Annotated in this window: 14 protein-coding genes; 8 read left to right on the top strand and 6 right to left on the bottom strand. The window is 46.3% G+C overall.

Annotated elements, in window-relative coordinates; genetic code table 11:
- The first annotated feature begins 153 nt into the window (after positions 1 to 153).
- The 3 genes from Q337_RS0109980 (at position 154) to Q337_RS0109990 (ending at position 3,150) form a co-directional block, all read left to right on the top strand.
- Positions 154 to 708: a YqgE/AlgH family protein gene (locus tag Q337_RS0109980; RefSeq protein ID WP_026471476.1), complete on the top strand. Its 555-nt coding sequence runs from the start codon at positions 154 to 156 to the stop codon at positions 706 to 708.
- Positions 708 to 1,145, top strand: coding sequence for a Holliday junction resolvase RuvX (gene ruvX, locus Q337_RS0109985; RefSeq protein WP_034279867.1), 438 nt, complete (start codon positions 708 to 710; stop codon positions 1,143 to 1,145). The genes Q337_RS0109980 and ruvX overlap by 1 nt, the downstream gene beginning before the upstream one ends.
- Before the next feature lie 208 nt (positions 1,146 to 1,353).
- The gene (locus tag Q337_RS0109990; RefSeq protein ID WP_026471478.1) at positions 1,354 to 3,150 is read left to right on the top strand and encodes an ABC transporter ATP-binding protein; all 1,797 of its coding nucleotides are present in this window, start codon (positions 1,354 to 1,356) and stop codon (positions 3,148 to 3,150) included.
- Between the two features lie 64 nt (positions 3,151 to 3,214).
- On the opposite strand, the gene pgsA is transcribed toward Q337_RS0109990, so the two are convergent.
- The 5 genes from pgsA to Q337_RS0110020 form a co-directional block, all read right to left on the bottom strand.
- Positions 3,215 to 3,799, bottom strand: a complete 585-nt coding sequence (pgsA, locus tag Q337_RS0109995; protein WP_034279870.1) for a CDP-diacylglycerol--glycerol-3-phosphate 3-phosphatidyltransferase — start codon at positions 3,797 to 3,799, stop codon at positions 3,215 to 3,217.
- Between the two features lie 266 nt (positions 3,800 to 4,065).
- Positions 4,066 to 4,863 (bottom strand): thioesterase family protein, encoded by a 798-nt coding sequence (locus Q337_RS0110000; RefSeq protein ID WP_026471480.1) that lies wholly within the window; start codon positions 4,861 to 4,863, stop codon positions 4,066 to 4,068.
- A gap of 266 nt (positions 4,864 to 5,129) precedes the next feature.
- Positions 5,130 to 6,965, bottom strand: a complete 1,836-nt coding sequence (gene uvrC / locus Q337_RS0110010) for an excinuclease ABC subunit UvrC (RefSeq protein ID WP_034280017.1) — start codon at positions 6,963 to 6,965, stop codon at positions 5,130 to 5,132.
- Positions 6,966 to 7,217: 252 nt separating this feature from the next.
- Positions 7,218 to 8,126, bottom strand: coding sequence for a lipid A hydroxylase LpxO (gene lpxO / locus Q337_RS0110015; protein WP_026471482.1), 909 nt, complete (start codon positions 8,124 to 8,126; stop codon positions 7,218 to 7,220).
- Between the two features lie 146 nt (positions 8,127 to 8,272).
- Positions 8,273 to 9,376 carry a hypothetical protein gene (locus Q337_RS0110020; protein WP_026471483.1) on the bottom strand — a complete coding sequence of 368 codons (1,104 nt, stop codon included), beginning with the start codon at positions 9,374 to 9,376 and terminating at the stop codon, positions 8,273 to 8,275.
- A gap of 345 nt (positions 9,377 to 9,721) precedes the next feature.
- Between Q337_RS0110020 and fadB the strand changes: the two genes are divergently transcribed.
- The 5 genes from fadB (at position 9,722) to Q337_RS0110045 (ending at position 16,200) form a co-directional block, all read left to right on the top strand.
- Positions 9,722 to 11,875, top strand: a complete 2,154-nt coding sequence (gene fadB / locus Q337_RS0110025; protein ID WP_026471484.1) for a fatty acid oxidation complex subunit alpha FadB — start codon at positions 9,722 to 9,724, stop codon at positions 11,873 to 11,875.
- Positions 11,876 to 11,887: 12 nt separating this feature from the next.
- Positions 11,888 to 13,063: an acetyl-CoA C-acyltransferase FadA gene (gene fadA, locus Q337_RS0110030; protein ID WP_026471485.1), complete on the top strand. Its 1,176-nt coding sequence runs from the start codon at positions 11,888 to 11,890 to the stop codon at positions 13,061 to 13,063.
- A gap of 99 nt (positions 13,064 to 13,162) precedes the next feature.
- The gene (locus Q337_RS18835; protein WP_156935769.1) at positions 13,163 to 14,503 is read left to right on the top strand and encodes an SRPBCC family protein; all 1,341 of its coding nucleotides are present in this window, start codon (positions 13,163 to 13,165) and stop codon (positions 14,501 to 14,503) included.
- 128 nt (positions 14,504 to 14,631) lie between these two features.
- Positions 14,632 to 15,336: a YidX family protein gene (locus Q337_RS0110040; protein WP_407636773.1), complete on the top strand. Its 705-nt coding sequence runs from the start codon at positions 14,632 to 14,634 to the stop codon at positions 15,334 to 15,336.
- Between the two features lie 153 nt (positions 15,337 to 15,489).
- On the top strand, positions 15,490 to 16,200 hold the full coding sequence (locus tag Q337_RS0110045) for a DsbA family oxidoreductase (protein ID WP_026471487.1): 711 nt from the start codon (positions 15,490 to 15,492) through the stop codon (positions 16,198 to 16,200).
- Positions 16,201 to 16,299: 99 nt separating this feature from the next.
- Here Q337_RS0110045 and Q337_RS0110050 read toward each other — a convergent pair whose 3' ends face one another.
- Positions 16,300 to 17,370, bottom strand: a complete 1,071-nt coding sequence (locus Q337_RS0110050) for an HlyD family secretion protein (RefSeq protein WP_026471488.1) — start codon at positions 17,368 to 17,370, stop codon at positions 16,300 to 16,302.
- Positions 17,371 to 17,423: the final 53 nt, after the last annotated feature.

Raw genomic sequence — 17,423 nt, forward strand, 5'->3', positions numbered from 1 at the left:
GATTTAGTAGTCTCGGATTTAGTAGCCTCCAAGCCTTGCATTTGCCGGTTTTACCCTTATTATTTTTATTACAATTCTGATAACTGCAGTGTGACCTATGCCCAAGTGTACTATGGTGCCTGCATGGTCTACTGTTTAGGAGCATCCCCTACCTTGGCAAAAACTTACCTAACCCATCGCTGTTTGATTGCACCACCGCAGCTGAATGATGATTTTTTTGCCCAGACCATTGTTTATATTGCCCGACATGATGATCAGGGCGCCCAAGGTTTAATCATTAATCGGCCAAGCCATATTGAAATCAAGGACTTGCTGATTGATTTGCAGATTAGCCCGGATATTGTTAGGCCACATGCGGTGCTAGAAGGTGGCCCTGTGCGTCCGGAAGCTGGTTTTGTGCTGCACACCGGCAATCCGGTGTGGCAATCCTCTATTGCCGTGAGTGAAAATGTGTGTGTGACCACCAGCAAGGATATTCTGGAAGCCATTGCCCACAATGAAGGGGTGGAACGCTACCAGATTATGCTGGGCTATGCCAGCTGGCAACCGCATCAACTGGAAGAAGAGCTGGCTAAGGGCGACTGGCTGGTCTGCGATGCCGATATGGAACTATTGTTTAACCTGCCGTATGAGCAGCGCTGGTCAGCGGCGGCAGCCAAAATCGGGCTGGATACCAACTGGCTATCGCCCGATATTGGGCATGCTTGATGGATAATCCGCTACAAAATGTCATGGGCTTTGACTTTGGCACTCAGAAAATGGGCATGGCTATTGGCAACAGCCTAACCGGAACGGGGCAGCCGCTGCCGCTGTTTCCAATGCGTGATGGTATTCCCGACTGGGACAAGCTGGAACAGATTATTGCCCAATGGCAACCGGACTTGTGTGTGGTTGGGTTGCCGCTCAATATGGATGATAGCGAGTCTGAATTGTCTGCACGTGCGCGCAAGTTCGCCCGCCGTTTAAAGCACCGAATTAACAAGCCAGTCTGGATGCTGGATGAGCGGCTGACTACTCGCGAGGCCCGTCATACTCTGATGTCTTACCAGCAACAGGGCCATGCTAAAAAAACCAGTGCCGATAGTCTGGCTGCTGTAATGCTCATTGAAAGCTGGTTTAGGGAATCTGTGGGTATTGCACCTTAATTTTTTCATGCTCACTGTACGTTAATCTTTCTTCAAGCTGTTGCCTCTAAATATTATTAAAATTAAAACAATGAGGTGCGCCTGCTTTGTTATCGCTCCGTGTTTACTTTTTTATCGCTTTTCGCAACTTCTTCTGGTTTTATCTTGAGCCATTGCAAGCTGGTCGCCTACACTGAATCTGTCTTTTTAAACTGCTGATTTTTTCTTTATGACTCTCTGGCAGCTTTTCCAGAAGCTTAGGCCTTTTGTGCGTCCTTATCGTACTTTGGTGATTGCTACCCTGATTCTGACCCTGATTGGTTCACTCACTGCCCAGGTGAATGCACTCACGCTGCAATATGCAGTCGACAGTATTAATCATCTGATCAAGGCAGGACAGGGTCTGGCGCAAGGCTGGCATATTTTAATCACCATTAGTGCCGTGTTGCTGATCAAGGAAGTGCTCAATGCGCTGGTACAATTTGGCCAGAAATTTTATGGCGAACGCTTGCGGATTATGGTGTCACAGGATCTGGCACAAAATATTATTGAAAAATTTCTTACCTATCGCCTGACCTTTTTTACCGAAGATGACAATCAGGCCGGCAAGCTGCAAACCCGGATTGACCGCGGCATTGGCTCGCTCACCCGGCTGGTGCAAATCTTTTTTATTGATATTTTGCCGTTGTTTACTAGTGCTATCGTTGCATTGGGTTTAATGTTTTATGCCAATGTCTGGGTGGGAACTGTTGCGCTAGCCATTGTACCGGTGTATTTCTGGCTCACCTATGTTCAGGCACAAAAACTGGGCGGCTGGCGACGCAAACTGCGGCAGGGCCGTGAGCAAAAAAGTCAGGGTATCCTCAGCATCATCAATTCCATCACCGTGATTAAATCCTTTAATCGTGAAAACATCGAAGCCGATAAACAGCTGGGCCTGCAAAAGGACTTAACGCAAAACCAGATGCAAACCCGGCAAACCAGCTTTTTGTTTGATGGGCTAAAAACCTTTATCGAACAAATTGGCGTGGTGCTGATTATTATCCTGACCGCCTATTTTGTGCTGAACCGGCAAATGAGCATTGGCATGATCATGTATCACGTGTTGCTGTTTAATAATGTGTCCGCGCCGATTCGCCAGTTGCACCGGATTTATGATGAAATCAATGATGCCATGATTTATTCGGAAAGCTTTTTTACCATTCTGGAGGCAGATCAGGAAATTGAACCCACGGGCCAGCAAAAACCTGTTATTCGGGGGAAATTTGAACTCAAGCAGGTGGACTTTCATTATCCCAATGGCCACCATGCGCTTAAAGACATTAGCATGACTATTCGGCCCAACAAGATTACCGCGCTGGTGGGCTTGTCTGGCGCTGGCAAAACCACGCTGATTAGCCTGCTGGATAAATTTTATCTGGCCAATTCTGGCAGCATTTTGCTGGATGGGGTGGATTTAAAAGACATGGACACCGCTTACCTGCGTGACCATATTGGGTTGGTGCTACAAAAAAACCATATCTTTCAGGGGACGATTGAAGAAAATATCCGCTACGGCAAGATGAATGCCAGCATGGCAGAAATTGTTGAAGCGGCACAACAGGCGTCAATTCACGAGCAAATTATGGCACTGGAAAAAGGTTATGCTTCTGATGCGTTGCTTCTTTCCGGTGGCCAGCAACAGCGCATTGCCATTGCCCGCATGTTCTTAAAAAACCCGCCGATTATTTTTCTGGATGAACCCACCGCCAGTCTGGATGCCATTGCCACCGAGCAAATCAAGCACAGCCTTGACCAGATCAAGCAAGGCCGCACGGTGGTGATTATTTCGCACAGCTTATCGCAGATTATTGATGCCGATTATACATATGTGATGAAAGAAGGGCGCATTGTCGAGCATGGCGAACATCATGCCCTGTATAAAAACTCGCACGTGTATAAGGAAATTTTTGATGCCATGGCCAAAAGCCTGAATATTGAAAAAATTGCCAGAACACTTAGTCCCGCTGAAGAAGTGAAAAACTAGGATCTATTTTTATTTGTCATTAAAAAACCCTGACCATGCAGGGTTTTTTTATTAATCCAATGGATTAAGGCTGCTTTAAATACGGCCACGCGGCACGCAAATAAATAATCATTGACCACAGGGTTAAAATCACCGCGGTATATAACAAAATATACGCTGCTGGCTCAATGGCTTTCCAGTTGAGCAAAAACACGCTAATGGCAATCATTTGAAAGGCGGTTTTATATTTGCCCACGGTAGACACCGCCACACTGGTACGTGCGCCCAGTTCAGCCATCCATTCCCGCAAGGCGGATACAGTAATTTCACGCGAAATAATTACAATGGCGGCAAAGGCCATGCTAATGGTGGGCTGCCATTGCACCAGCACAATCAGTGCCGCAGCGACCATCAGCTTATCCGCCACGGGGTCGAGAAAGCGGCCAAAGGCAGAGGTCTGGTTTAAGACCCGGGCCAAATAACCATCCAGCCAGTCCGTCACAGCCGCCAGAATGAACAGGCTGGTCAGGATAATATGCCGTGTCCAGCTTCCTTCATGCCCATATACCCCAATGGCAGGTGGCCAATAGGCAATCAGCAAAAAAACAGGAATCAGTGCAATCCGTGCAATGGTTAGAATATTGGGAATGTTTAAAATCGTTCCTGCCATAGAAAAATCCACTAGAAGGAATAAGGAATTCACCGCATCATATCATGAGCGAGGGTCAGTGGCGATTGAGAATCGCCACCCGAGCGCAAGATGAGAGCTAGGCTCGAATAGCGAGGAATGAACTGCATTGCCGTGCAAGAAATCAACTTCATCTTTCGAACAAAACACGATTAAAGTGTTTTGGCCCTTTATCTATCCAAGCAAACCACTAAACCCCACGCTCAAACCGCAGAAATCACTAAAAAACTCTGACTCAACGCTTATCCTTAAATAAACACCGTCACCGTTTGACGACTTAATGCCACCAGCTTGCCTTGTGCATCCCAGATTTTGGCTTGTGTATAGGCATAGCCATCGCCTGCAAATTCAGTGTTGACCTGATACTGCCACCAGCTATCCCCGCTGGCCTGGGCTGGCAACTGGATCAGCTCAAGGTTCCAGCTCAGTGAACTGGCGGGTGCCACGCGGTTGTACATCGGCAATACTGAGGGTGGCCACATGTCGCCCAGCACAAATAAATGCGGTAGATTAATTTTTGCCACTTGCTCAGTGGGTTTTAAGCGCATCCAGCCGCCAAAATCCGGCTGCTTTGACCCGGTAAACGGCATCTGGCCTTCGGCCCACATTGCATCAAAATGCTGAAAAAACTCCGGTGTCATGCCGGGAATAAATGGCAAAGGCTGGCATTGTTCCGGCGCCTTAAACACCGGTGCATCATGACTACCCGGCAAATCAATCATTGATTCACGTCCCGCGCCAAAGCTAGCGACCAGCACGGATTGTACCTGCCCTTCCTGTAATAGCTGTACCTGAATGCTGGTAACCGATTTACCCGTGCGTAATACCTGTGCATTCAAGTGGGCAGTACCCGGTGCCACTGGGCCAATAAAACTGACAAACGCAGAACGCAAGACCTTGGTAGTGTCATTCACCAGTTGTTCGGCATGCGCCACCATCAGGCCAGCCACCAGTCCGCCAAACAAAGCACGCCCCTGGCCCCAGCTTTCAGGAATAGAAATTTCCTGCTGTTGTGCGGCATTTGCCAGTAATTGATCCAGTTGCATGGTGCTCTCCAGTTTCTTCAAGAAATACAAACGCGCCTGAGCCTGCTCATGAGCGCACTCAAGTGAGTTCCTTTTTAGGCAAAAGTAATGCATTTCTATAGCAAAAAATATGACCTAAACGTTCAGGCTTTTTTAAAAAACTGCCACACGCTGACCTGTTTTAAGCTTGTTATTTTATTAAACCCGTATGATGATTGTGATCTTGTTGCTTGAACCACCTTCCAGTCAGTGCCAACACAGCGACAGGAAGGCAGTAAAAAAGCAGTTTACTCATGCAGGATTTTATACACCGTACGCGCCAATGCCTTGCCAAAACCGGGCACCAGCGCCAGCTCATTTTCCGACGCTTTGAGCACGCCCTGTATGCCACCAAAATGGGTGAGCAAATCACGGCGACGTTTTGGCCCAAGTCCGGGAATCACTTCCAGTACCGAGCCACCTCGCTTTTTATCGCGCTTGGCACGGTGTTTGGTAATGGCAAACCGATGCGCTTCATCACGCACCTGCTGAATGAGATGCAAGGCCTTGTTGTCACTTTCCAGCTGGATTTTATGGCCATCGGTAAAATGCAGGGTTTCAAGGCCAGGTTTACGGCCCTCACCCTTGGATACGCCGATCATGAATGCATCAAGGTTTAAGTCTTGCATGACTTCCATGGCCATTTTCAGCTGACCCTTACCACCATCAATCAACAGCAAGTCCGGTAAAGGCGCTTTTTTATAACGCCGGGTTAAGGCTTGACGCATGGCTGCATAATCATCACCCGGGGTAATATCCTTGATATCAAACTGGCGATAATCACGTTTGCGCGCGCCGCCCTGATCAAACACCACACAGGACGCCACCGGTGATTCACCCATGGTGTGACTAATATCAAAACACTCAATCCGGTCAATAGGCCGCTCTACCAGTTGCTGCAACACTGCAAAACGGTCACGCAGTTCCAGATGATTGGACAATCGGGCGTGCAAGGCATTTTCGGCATTCATTACGGCCAGCTCCAGCCATTCTGCCCGGGTTTCACGTACCTTGTTTTTAATTTGTACACGCTGGTCAAAATGCTGTTTTAAGCCCTGTTCCAGGCTGGCAGCATCGGGCAAGGCTACATTAACAATCAGTTCTTCAGGCAGTTCATCGGCAAACTGGAAATAAAACGAGGCCATAAACTCGGACAGCATGCAGCCCAGTTGCTCATCAGTTGTTGTCTGACTATTGCCATTTTCCTGATAGGCAGAGGCCAGATCCGGAAAAAATGCCTTACCGCCCAGCATGCGTCCGCTACGCACATTCATTACCTGCACGCACACCACGCCAGCCTGTTGCGCAATCGCCAGAATATCGGCTTCACCTTTTACCTTATAGACAGCTTGCTGGGCTTGTACTTCACGCAACAAACCCACCCGGTCACGATAAAACACCGCTTCTTCAAACTTGAGCTGTTCAGCGGCGCGCTCCATGTTGCCAATCAGTTCCTGATTCAGCTCACGGGTATCGCCCTTTAAAAAACGAATGGTATGCGCCACATCCTGTGCATAATCTTCCGGGCTCACCAGTCCGACACACGGCGCACGACACCGCTTGATCTGGTATTGCAAACACGGGCGCTTGCGCTGGGCAAAAAAATTGTTGTCGCACTGGCGGACCATAAACAGTTTTTGCAGTACCAGCATGGTTTCACGTGCACTGGTCGCACTGGGATATGGGCCAAAAAACTTGCCGGCCTGATGCTGGCCCTTGCCGCGTCCAGCCGCCAGCCGTGGGTAAGGCTTATCGCTGGACACAAAGACGTACAGATACGACTTGTCGTCACGCAGCATGATGTTATACGGCGGACGATGCTGCTTAATCAGGTTTTGTTCCAGCAGCAGCGCTTCGGTTTCACTGCGCACCACCATAGTTTCAATATGCACAATGCGGGCAACCAACGCACGGGTCTTGGGGTGGTCAATGGTTTTGACAAAATAACTGGAAACCCGGTTTTTCAGGTTTTTGGCCTTGCCCACATACAACAGCTCACCGTTTGCCCCCAGCATTTTATAGACGCCGGGCAGGTTCGGTAAGTTGGCAAGAATGGCACGGATATTTGCAGCAATATCGGCAATGGTCTGAGGAAGACTCAAGGAATTTATCATCCCTTATTAATGAGGTTAAATGGCTAAAATTCAAGCGTAAATTCAGGCAGGACGGTCGCCTAAATCATCACTTACTTTAGCGTTATTTTATGATTGAAAACAGGATACCCGCGTAAGCGTAGGTAAAAAATTTTTAGTAAAAACATGGCTTAAAATTTAGCCATAAAAAAACCTGAGTTGAATTAGATCCACTCAGGTTTCTTGGAAAACAAATTTTAAAACTTAGGCAAAGAAAATCAGGTAAAAAATGCCACCAAAAATCAGCCACTTCAACAGGTAATACAACTGTCGATTGGTTTTTTTCAGGTTTTTGGCGCGAATACGGACCTGATACAAATAGCGAAATGCCTTGTTAATACCACCAGTTTGATCGCCAACTTCATTAGGTGAACTTGCGGCTGTCATCACATTTTTGGAAAACCAGCGGTTAAAACGGGCCACCAGCCTTGAACTTAGTGGCCGCTCCACATCACAAAACAGGATAATGCGATTTTGGTCAGTCGCATTTTCAGCATAATGCATAAAGGTTTCATCAAACACCACGCTTTGCCCATCACGCCAGCTATAGCGCTCGCCATCGACCTCAATAAAGCAGCGATCATCATTGGGCGTAACCAGGCCTAGATGGTAACGCAATGAACCAGCGTACGGGTCACGATGTCGCACCAGACGGCTACCCGGTGGCAACTCGGTAAACATGGCAGCCTTAATCGTTGGCAAAGTTTTCAGCAAGGCTGTGGTTTTTGGGCAAAGCTCGGCGGCTGACGGATGATGGCTGTCGTACCATTTTAAGTAAAAGCGCTTCCAGCCGGTTTTAAAAAATGAGTTAAAACCTGCATCATTGTAAGTGTCCGACGCCTTGATTTCCCCCTGACTCGACAACGCCTGTGCTTCATCACGGATCATTTGCCAGTTGGCATCCAGCACCGCCAAATCATTTAAATGGCTGGCTTTGGCATCAATATAGGGCTGATTCGGTACTCTGGAAAACAGATACATCCAGATATTAATGGGCGCCATAATGGTGGAATGATCCAGAATCTGGCGTTTTAGCGGCTGTTTCACGCGTCCACGTCGCTGCACATAAATGGCAGAAACAATAAATATAGCCAGGATAATCCACTTAATCATGCAGCACCTGCTTCAAGCAGCCTTAAAAATTGGCGCAATTTTAACACCAGCTATTAAAAATTGATCATTATTTAAGAAAATTATCTGGTGGAACTCAGAGATAAAAAAAAGCGGACTGTTGAGGTCCGCTTGTCTTGCTTATTTAGTTAGCAAAAAGCTAGATCGCCATAGCAATTTGGGATAGTTGGCTGCGGTAAATCCTTAATGCTGTCTGGATCAATATTAATTGTTTTGGTTTTTGCTTTATCAATGGCCTTATCAATAGCAGTAGCAGCTGCCTCATTATAGAAAGTACAGCTATTTTCCAAGTTATGAACTATCAAGTTCACTAGCTTTGGATCCTGGCCATCAGCTAGCAATTGCTTTTTACCTGCGGTAATTGTTTCAGCAATAGTCGTTTTACCACCGCCTGCTTCTGCACTAAATACTTTACCCTGATACTCAATGCCAAAAAGATACTGGATTTTGCCATTGGCGTTATAGTTTTTCAGCGTTAATGCACCCCAGTTGTATCCGGCCCATTTTTCCTTACTAACTATTGGCGCGGCAATAATATTTTCACTAAAGGCCAAGTTAGCCCAATCCTGCAGATTTTTTGCGTCTTTAATCTGAGTAGCACTAATATCTGGATCAAACTCAAGATAGTTTTTATTGGCTTCTGTACTTACTGCACGTAGACACTTCGAACCCTGAGGAAAATTTTCCTTATTCAGCAAGATTCTGGCAGCTAAAGGAACCTGTGCATAATCAGCTTGTGTGATTTCATTGTATATTGCTAATCCGGCAATGGTGGGAGCAACCACTGGTGCAATGGCCTGTCCACTTAAATCCACTGTTCTAAACTGATGCGTATATTCAAGATCAGTAGCACCAGCCTGATTATAGGGAGTTAGCACCCAGGTGCTGCCATTAATTGATTTAACGACGCTATCGCGAATACCTTTAGAAATATCAACGGTTTTTGATGTTTCAGGCTGATACAGTGCTTTATCTGTCAAATAATAAGAACTGTAATTATCGCTAAGACGGGTGCTGTTTAAATACAGTAGGTCATTTTTCCGGGTTAAGGATAGTTTTTCCCGATCCTGATCATCCATGCTATCCAGTTCATACATATATACTTTAGCTTCACCATCAAAAAGCGTTGGCTTTGCGCTTACTGCTGTATCACCATCTGACCCGCCACCACCACACGCTGTTAAAGCAAATGTCAAACCAATAACAGATGTTATCACCAGGTGTTTTTTCATATTTAAAACTCAAATTGGGTAAAAAAATAATGCAATGCGATAAATTGGAAAGGATTTCACATCAGGCCTTCTTTTGTTTAAAAAGCTGAGTGATGCTAAAGCCCTTTTATTTAAGTTATTTATTCATTATTGCTTCACAATTTTACAAAGCGTCACTTAAAAAGTCATGTAAATTTTGACTGGCTTAACAATTCGTGACCATTGCGTCATTAAGTAAGCAATATCTATTGTCATTTTCCCCTCATCTTGGCGTAAACTTAGGGCAATTTTTTACCGCCCTTGTTGCAACACTCGGCAAAGGCGTTTTACGTTCCTTAAAAGTCCTCCAAAAACAGGAGATTAGGCATGATCCACTCTGGCAATGCCATTACCGTCCAAATGCTTTCGGACGGGATAGCAGAATTCCGCTTTGATTTACAAGGCGAATCCGTCAATAAATTTAACCGCGCTACCGTTGAAGACTTTGCTGCTGCAATTGCCGCAGTGAAAGGCAATAACGATATCAAAGGTTTAATCGTGTCCAGCGGTAAATCCAGTTTCATCGTTGGTGCAGATATCACTGAATTTGGTGACAATTTTGCTCAGGGTGAAGCCGCCATTGCTGAATGGCTTGGCCCGGTAAACAGTATTTTCTCAAGCTTTGAAGATCTGGATATTCCTAAAGTTGCAGCCATTAATGGCATCGCACTGGGTGGTGGCTTTGAGCTGTGTCTGGTGTGTGACTATCGTGTGATGTCAACTGCCGCACAGGTTGGCCTGCCAGAAGTGAAGCTGGGGATTTTCCCGGGCTTCGGTGGCACAGTACGCCTAACCCGCGTGATTGGTATTGATAATGCCGTTGAGTGGATTGCCACTGGCGCGCAGAAGAAACCAGAAGCTGCGCTCAAAGACGGTGCGGTTGATGCTGTAGTTGCGCCAGAAAAACTGCAAGACGCAGCCATTGATCTGGTGAAGCAGGCTCTGGCTGGCAAGCTGGACTGGAAAGCCAAGCGTCAGGAAAAACTGGACCCGGTGAAGTTAAATCCATTAGAACAAATGATGGCGTTCAACAGCTCTAAAGGTGTGATTCTGGCCAAGGCCAATCCTGCACAGTACCCAGCGCCAAAACTGGTTCTGGATACCCTGCAAGCCTCTGCCAGTATGGGTCGTGATGATGCACTGAAAGCTGAAGCTCAGGGTTTTGCCAAAGCGGCAGTAACTCCACAGGCCGGTGCGCTGATTGGCCTGTTCCTGAGTGATCAGGTAGTGAAAAAAATCAGCAAGAAACATGAGAAAAATGCACATCCAGTAAATATGGCCGCTGTACTGGGCGCTGGCATCATGGGTGGCGGTATTGCTTACCAGTCTGCTGTTAAAGGCACACCAATTATCATGAAAGATATTGGTAACCCGCAACTGGCACTGGGCATGAAAGAAGCCAACACCTTGCTGTCCAAGCAGGTTGAGCGCAAAAAACTGACCCCGGCCAAAATGGGTGAAACCCTAGCGCGTATCCGCCCGACTTTAAGCTATGACGAGTTTAAAGATGTAGATATCGTGATTGAAGCCGTGACTGAAAATCCAAAAATCAAGGAAGCAGTTCTGGCTGATGCCGAGAAATCAGTACGCGAAAACACCATTATTGCGTCCAACACCTCGACCATTTCCATTACCCGTCTGGCCAATGCGTTAGCCCGTCCAGAAAACTTTGTGGGCATGCACTTCTTTAACCCGGTACACATGATGCCTCTGGTTGAAGTGATCCGTGGTGCCAAGTCTTCTGACGAAGCGGTGGCAACCACTGTAGCGCTGGCACAGAAAATGGGCAAAACCCCAATCGTGGTGAATGACTGCCCGGGCTTCCTGGTAAACCGTGTCTTGTTCCCTTACTTTGGTGCGTTTGACCTGCTGTTAAAAGACGGTGCAGACTTCCAGCAAATCGACAAAGTGATGGAAAAGTTCGGCTGGCCAATGGGTCCTGCCTACCTGATCGACGTGGTTGGCATTGACACTGGCGTACATGGTGCTGAGGTGATGGCGGAAGGTTTCCCTGACCGCATGAAGCCAAGCTATAAGGGCGCCATTGAAATCATGTATGACAACAAGCGTCTAGGTCAGAAAAACGACGTTGGTTTCTACAAGTACGAACTGGACAAAAAAGGCAAGAAAGCCAAGAAAGTTGATCCAGCCTCTTACGAGCTGATTGCCCCAATGGTAACTGGTGAAAAACGTGCGTTTGACGACCAGGAAATTATTGACCGCATGATGCTGGCCCTGTGCAACGAAACCGTTCGCTGCCTGGAAGACAACATTGTTGCGACCCCTGCTGAAGCTGACATGGCCATGATTATGGGTATTGGTTTCCCGCCATTCCGTGGTGGCCCATGCCGTTACATCGACCAGACTGGCGTGGCTGAATATGTTGCCAAGTGCGACCAGTATGCCCATCTTGGCAAAACCTATGAAGCGCCACAAATGCTGCGCGACATGGCTGCCAACAACAAGAAATTTTACGGTTAAGGAGCTGCGTGCATGAGTAATTTAAATCCACGCGATGTTGTGATTGTTGATGGCGTTCGCTCTGCCATGGGCAAATCCAGAAACGGCATGTTCCGTAATGTGCGCGCTGACTCTTTATCTGCCGAGTTAGTGCGTGCGCTGGTACGCCGCAACCAGTTTGACGTGAATGACGTTGAAGACCTGATCTGGGGCTGTGTGAACCAGACTTTAGAGCAAGGCATGAATATTGGCCGTAACATTGGTTTGCTGGCTGACCTGCCTAAAACCGTTGCTGGCCAAACGGTAAACCGTCTGTGTGGTTCTTCCATGCAAGCGATTCATACTGCGGCAGCGCAAATTGCAACCAATCAGGGTGATATTTTCATCGTGGGTGGTGTTGAGCACATGGGCCACGTGGGCATGATGCACGGTATTGACATCAACCCGGAAGCCTCCAAGCATTACGCGAAAGCCTCTAACATGATGGGCCTGACCGCAGAAATGCTGGGTCGCATGAATGGCATTACCCGCGAAATGCAGGATGCCTTTGGTGTTGAATCTCACCGCCGTGCCTGGGCTGCCACGCAAGAAGGCCGCTTTGCCAATGAAATTATTGGTGTTGAAGGTCACAATGCTGACGGCTTTAAAGTGCTGTGCGAAATTGATGAAGTAATTCGTCCTGATGCCAACCTTGAGTCTTTTGCTTCACTACGTCCTGTGTTTGATCCAAGCAAGGCCGGCACAGTAACTGCGGCTACCTCTTCTGCGCTGTCTGACGGTGCATCTGCCATGCTGCTGATGTCTGCTGAACGTGCCCAGTCTTTAGGCTTAAAACCACGTGCAGTAATCCGCTCTATGGCAGTTGCTGGCTGTGACGCAGCTATTATGGGTTATGGTCCTGTACCAGCCACCCAGAAAGCACTGAAACGTGCTGGCTTGACCATCAACGACATTCAAACCGTTGAACTGAACGAAGCATTTGCAGCACAAGGCTTGTCAGTGATGAAAGCGCTAGGAATCATGGACAAACAGGACATGATTAACCTGAATGGTGGAGCAATTGCACTGGGTCACCCGCTGGGTTGCTCTGGTGCGCGTATTACTACTACCCTGCTGAACGTGATGGAACAACAAGACACGCAAATCGGTCTTGCCACCATGTGTATTGGTCTGGGTCAAGGTATTGCAACCATTATCGAACGTGTTTAAGGTTTGATTTGGTGGTAAGAAAAATCCCCGTAGCAATACGGGGATTTTTTTGTGTTTAATCAACAAAAATGGCAAAGAGAAAAAGAGCGGCAATTTTAAATGAAAAATATGCTTAAAGATAAAAATAACGATCAACAATCATCCCATCAAGAGAGCACAATTTCAAAGAAAGAAGTGTTAGCACTTGCGGTACCAGCCATCATAACCACCACATTACTACTTATTCAAAATTCAATCCCAACATTGGCAGGACTAACTGCCTTTATCTTATTATTTAGTATTATAACTACGTTAATTATTGCTTATCGATATAATAAAGCGATTACTATTACTTGGCTTATCCCACTTGCAATTGCAGCAGCAGGCATAAGACTAAGCTATATAAAGTACCATTTATCCGGATCATTAGTATTTGTACTGACTCTTGCTATCTTAACCAGCCTTCTCTATGTAAAGCTCTTTTATTATTTATATCCCTATCCCCAGAATAAGCATAAAAATAAATCTGAAACCATTGCTTATTTAGGCCTACTGCTTTGTACAGTAGCTCTATCTGCTTTCTTTTCAAAAATACATTTGTCGATAGTTTCCTCAAGTTTTTTAGTTGCTTTGCCGTTATTAACTGGACTTTTTATTGCACTTTTTGCGCATATTAATCAACCAGATACAACATCTGCGTATATATTCCAGTTATGTACACAAAACTTTGTTATGTTTATTATTATTGCCATATTTCTATTGCAAGAAGGCATCATTTGCCTAGTCATGGCTTCCCCTATTTTGTTGACTTTACTTCTTTTAGGAGGAGGAATCGGTCATATTTTATGTAAAATAGGTATTAGACCAAAATCAAATTTGCCTGTTATGGCTGCTTTACCCTTATTATTGTTTTTACCTAAACCCCAAGCCAATACTCAATATAACCAGACCCATAAAGACATTATTATTAATGCCCCTGTGGAAGCTGTTTGGAAACAAATCAATCATATTAATGATATTAAATCAGAAGAGCTTGGCTCACATTTTATTTATAATATTGGTGTGCCCAAACCTGTTTCAGGCATGACGGTTGAAGAAAATAATGAATTAGTTCGTAAGATTTACTGGGAAAAAAACATCCATTTTGAAGAGCATATAACTGAATATATTCCTAATCAAAAAATTAGCTGGAAATTTCATTTTGATCAAACATCGTTTCCTTCCTATGCTTTGGATGAGCATGTCACTATTGGTGGAGAATATTTTGATTTATTGAAAACAAGTTATACCCTTAGTCCATATGGAGATAATAAAACAAAATTAGGTATTGATATTCACTACCGTTTATCAACCAATTTAAATTGGTATGCTAATTTCTGGGCAAAAACATCTTTAAATAGTTTTAGTAATGCCGTTTTAGAACTATATCAGCATCGATTGGAAAACAAAGTAAAAAGTTAAATTGAAGTTAGTAATCGACTTTTCATCTTTCTTACTTAATTTTAAGAACACGTAAACACTGGAATAGTGGTATACATTTTAGCATCTGTGGGAGTATACAAATTTAGGCAGTTAGGAAGTAACTCATGATGTTATGGCATGCAAAAACAAGATTGGCGGTGACTGTTTGCAGTATAGCCAGTGCTTTATTAGGCGGCTGTGCCACCTCGACACTAATCCATAAAGGTGATCAGGTTTATACTCAAACCACCAAGATTACCCTGGTTGAAGACACGGTTGTTGCATTTGGTAGACCTGCACAAACTGTGGCCAGTTTGCCCAGTGACAGTCTGGTCATTGCCGGGCAAAAAAATAGCTATGTGCTCACGCAAGGAGGCACTCAGTTCGTCACATTAATTAATAAGCTCGACCCCGCCAATATTCAGATTACGCAAGCCTTAAGTTTTTATTCTGAAAAAAATGACGGCCATTTTTCAGGCAAGTTACCGCTCACATACGTAAAGCTGCAAGAAGATATCAGCAAGAAAGACCTTGAGTTTTTTATTGCCAATGGTGCAGAAGAATGCTCAACATCCAGTGACAAGCGCATGAATGCACAACGTTTTTGTTTTAACATCAATCTGGCTGGGGTGGTATATCCAGTCGCCAGTAACCTGAGCGCACTTAAACCATTAAGTAAACCCTATCAAGTCAGCATTTATACCCGTAAAGAACAAAGCTACAAAACCAAGTCAAGCTTAAACCCATTTGAAAAACTGGTACTTTTGCCATTTGCCGTGGCCATTGATGTGGTTGCGTTACCGTTTGTGGTCGCTGAAAAGATTTTTGATTGATCTAACCCTAAAGAAACTTATGGCATTTTTTAGTGGTTTTACGCAGGCTTTTATCATAACGCTCACTAAACTTTACTTTAAATTTCTCAGGCCAAGCCTCATCTTTGGTTTATTCAAAAATATTAGAGAAGTTTTATGCAATCCACGCAACCTATACGCATCGACATCTGGTCAGACGTGGTCTGCCCCTTCTGCTATATCGGCAAAAAACGCCTTGAAAACGTCGCCCGTGAGGCTGGTATTGACATCGATGTGCATTGGCACAGCTACGAGCTAGACCCTAATGCACCTGCCAGCCACGACAGTTCGAATACCGAACGCCTTGCCAAGAAATACGGTAAAACGGTTGCCGAAATGGAACAGTTGCAACGGCAAATGGCCGAGATGGCAGCCGATGAAGGCATTGATTTCCAGTGGCAAAAAGCGCAATCAGGCAACTCGTTTAATGCGCACCGGATCATTCACCTGGCAGAAAGTCACGGACTAGCTGATGCGGCCAAGGAAGCATTTTTTTATGCCTATATGACCGAAGGGTTGCCAATTGGCGAGCGTGATGTGGTGGAACAGGTGGCAGCGCGGATTGGTTTGCCTGCCAATGAAGTCAAAGCCGTGCTGGATTCCGATCACTTTACCGATGAAGTACGGCAGGATGAACAAATTGCCCAGCAGCAACTGGGTATTCGCGGTGTACCGTTTTTTATTTTTAACCAGCAAATTGGTTTGTCCGGTGCTCAGCCACGTGAGGTGTTCCTGCAAGCACTTCAGCAGGCAGCTAACATCAGCGCCAATACTGACGACGAAATGGAAGACAAAGCAGCACCAATTTGCAATGATGAAGCTTGTGAAATTCCTGACCACAAGTAAAATTGACGCAGCCAAATTGACATAGCCAAATCAGGCTGCAAAAAATCCCCGTTCAGTGCGGGGATTTTTTAATTAAGCCTTAAAGCATTTAATGATGGCTTATCGCTTGTTTCGCCGATTGTCTTCCTCAATGCGCACAGTCACTGTTCGCCCAGCCACCAGCATGCTGGCATCGGGAATAGTGTCCAGTGTTACGCGCACCGGCACACGCTGCGCCAGCCGCACCCAGTTAAAGGTGGGATTAATGTTGGCCAGCATGCTGCTGCTGGACGTGCGCTCGCGGTCTTCAATACCGGCCGCAATGCCCTGCACATGGCCTTTTAGCTCACGGTTATCGCCAATCAGCTGAATACTCACCGGGTCACCAATGTGAATGCGGGACAGCTTGGTTTCCTCAAAATAGCCCACCACATAAAACTGTTTGGGATCAAGCAGTGCCGCAATGGGTTGGCCGGCCGTAATGTAATTGCCGGATTTGAGATCAAAGTTGGACAGGTTGCCATCACTGGGGGCTTTCACCTGTGTACGCGACAAATTCAGCAAGGCCAGATCCAGTGCGGCTTGTGCACTCGCTACATCAGCCACCAGGCCTTGTCTGCTGGTGCCCACCGAACTCAGGTTTTGCCGTTCCACTTCAATATTGGCTTGGGCCTTGGCCAGATTGGCTTGTGCCTCTAGCCGAGCAGCCCGGTAACGATCCTGTTCCTGCCGTGATACGGCATTGGCAGTTTCCAGTTGTTCAATACGGGCCAGATCACGCCGCGCACGCTCGGCCTCGGCTTGCGCGGCCTGTACGCCAGCCTGTGCCTGATTAATGGTGGCCTGTGCGCTGAGGCGTTGCTGCTGCGAATTGGCCAGATTCGCCTGTGCTTTGGCCAGATTGGCCTTGGCCTGCTCTACGGCAATTTCAAAACGGGCCGGGTCCAAGGTAAACAGCACCTGATCCTTTTTGACCAGCTGGTTGTCCTGCACCAGCACATCTTTCACCAGGCCTGAGACATCGGTTGAAATGCGCATCACATCACCGCGGATGCGACCATCACGCGTCCACGGCGCCTGCGTGTAATAGCGCCATAGTGATAGTGCCACTGCTACAGCTACAATGGCAATGATTGCAAAAATGATAATGCGCACAACCTGTTGAGACTTGATGTTCAGTGTCGTATTCATGATGCCTCGTCACATAAAACCAGTTAAGCCGTGTTTAGGGAAATCGTATTTAG

This window comes from Alkanindiges illinoisensis DSM 15370 (assembly GCF_000619845.1).
Taxonomy (GTDB): domain Bacteria; phylum Pseudomonadota; class Gammaproteobacteria; order Pseudomonadales; family Moraxellaceae; genus Alkanindiges; species Alkanindiges illinoisensis.

Coding starts and splice junctions, on each gene's coding strand:
- Q337_RS18835 (WP_156935769.1), top strand. CDS start 13,163: ATGAAAAATATGCTTAAAGATAAAAATAACGATCAACAATCATCCCAT.
- Q337_RS0110000 (WP_026471480.1), bottom strand. CDS start 4,863: ATGCAACTGGATCAATTACTGGCAAATGCCGCACAACAGCAGGAAATT.
- fadA (WP_026471485.1), top strand. CDS start 11,888: ATGAGTAATTTAAATCCACGCGATGTTGTGATTGTTGATGGCGTTCGC.
- Q337_RS0109990 (WP_026471478.1), top strand. CDS start 1,354: ATGACTCTCTGGCAGCTTTTCCAGAAGCTTAGGCCTTTTGTGCGTCCT.
- Q337_RS0110020 (WP_026471483.1), bottom strand. CDS start 9,376: ATGAAAAAACACCTGGTGATAACATCTGTTATTGGTTTGACATTTGCT.
- ruvX (WP_034279867.1), top strand. CDS start 708: ATGGATAATCCGCTACAAAATGTCATGGGCTTTGACTTTGGCACTCAG.
- pgsA (WP_034279870.1), bottom strand. CDS start 3,799: ATGGCAGGAACGATTTTAAACATTCCCAATATTCTAACCATTGCACGG.
- lpxO (WP_026471482.1), bottom strand. CDS start 8,126: ATGATTAAGTGGATTATCCTGGCTATATTTATTGTTTCTGCCATTTAT.
- Q337_RS0110040 (WP_407636773.1), top strand. CDS start 14,632: ATGTTATGGCATGCAAAAACAAGATTGGCGGTGACTGTTTGCAGTATA.
- fadB (WP_026471484.1), top strand. CDS start 9,722: ATGATCCACTCTGGCAATGCCATTACCGTCCAAATGCTTTCGGACGGG.
- Q337_RS0110050 (WP_026471488.1), bottom strand. CDS start 17,370: ATGAATACGACACTGAACATCAAGTCTCAACAGGTTGTGCGCATTATC.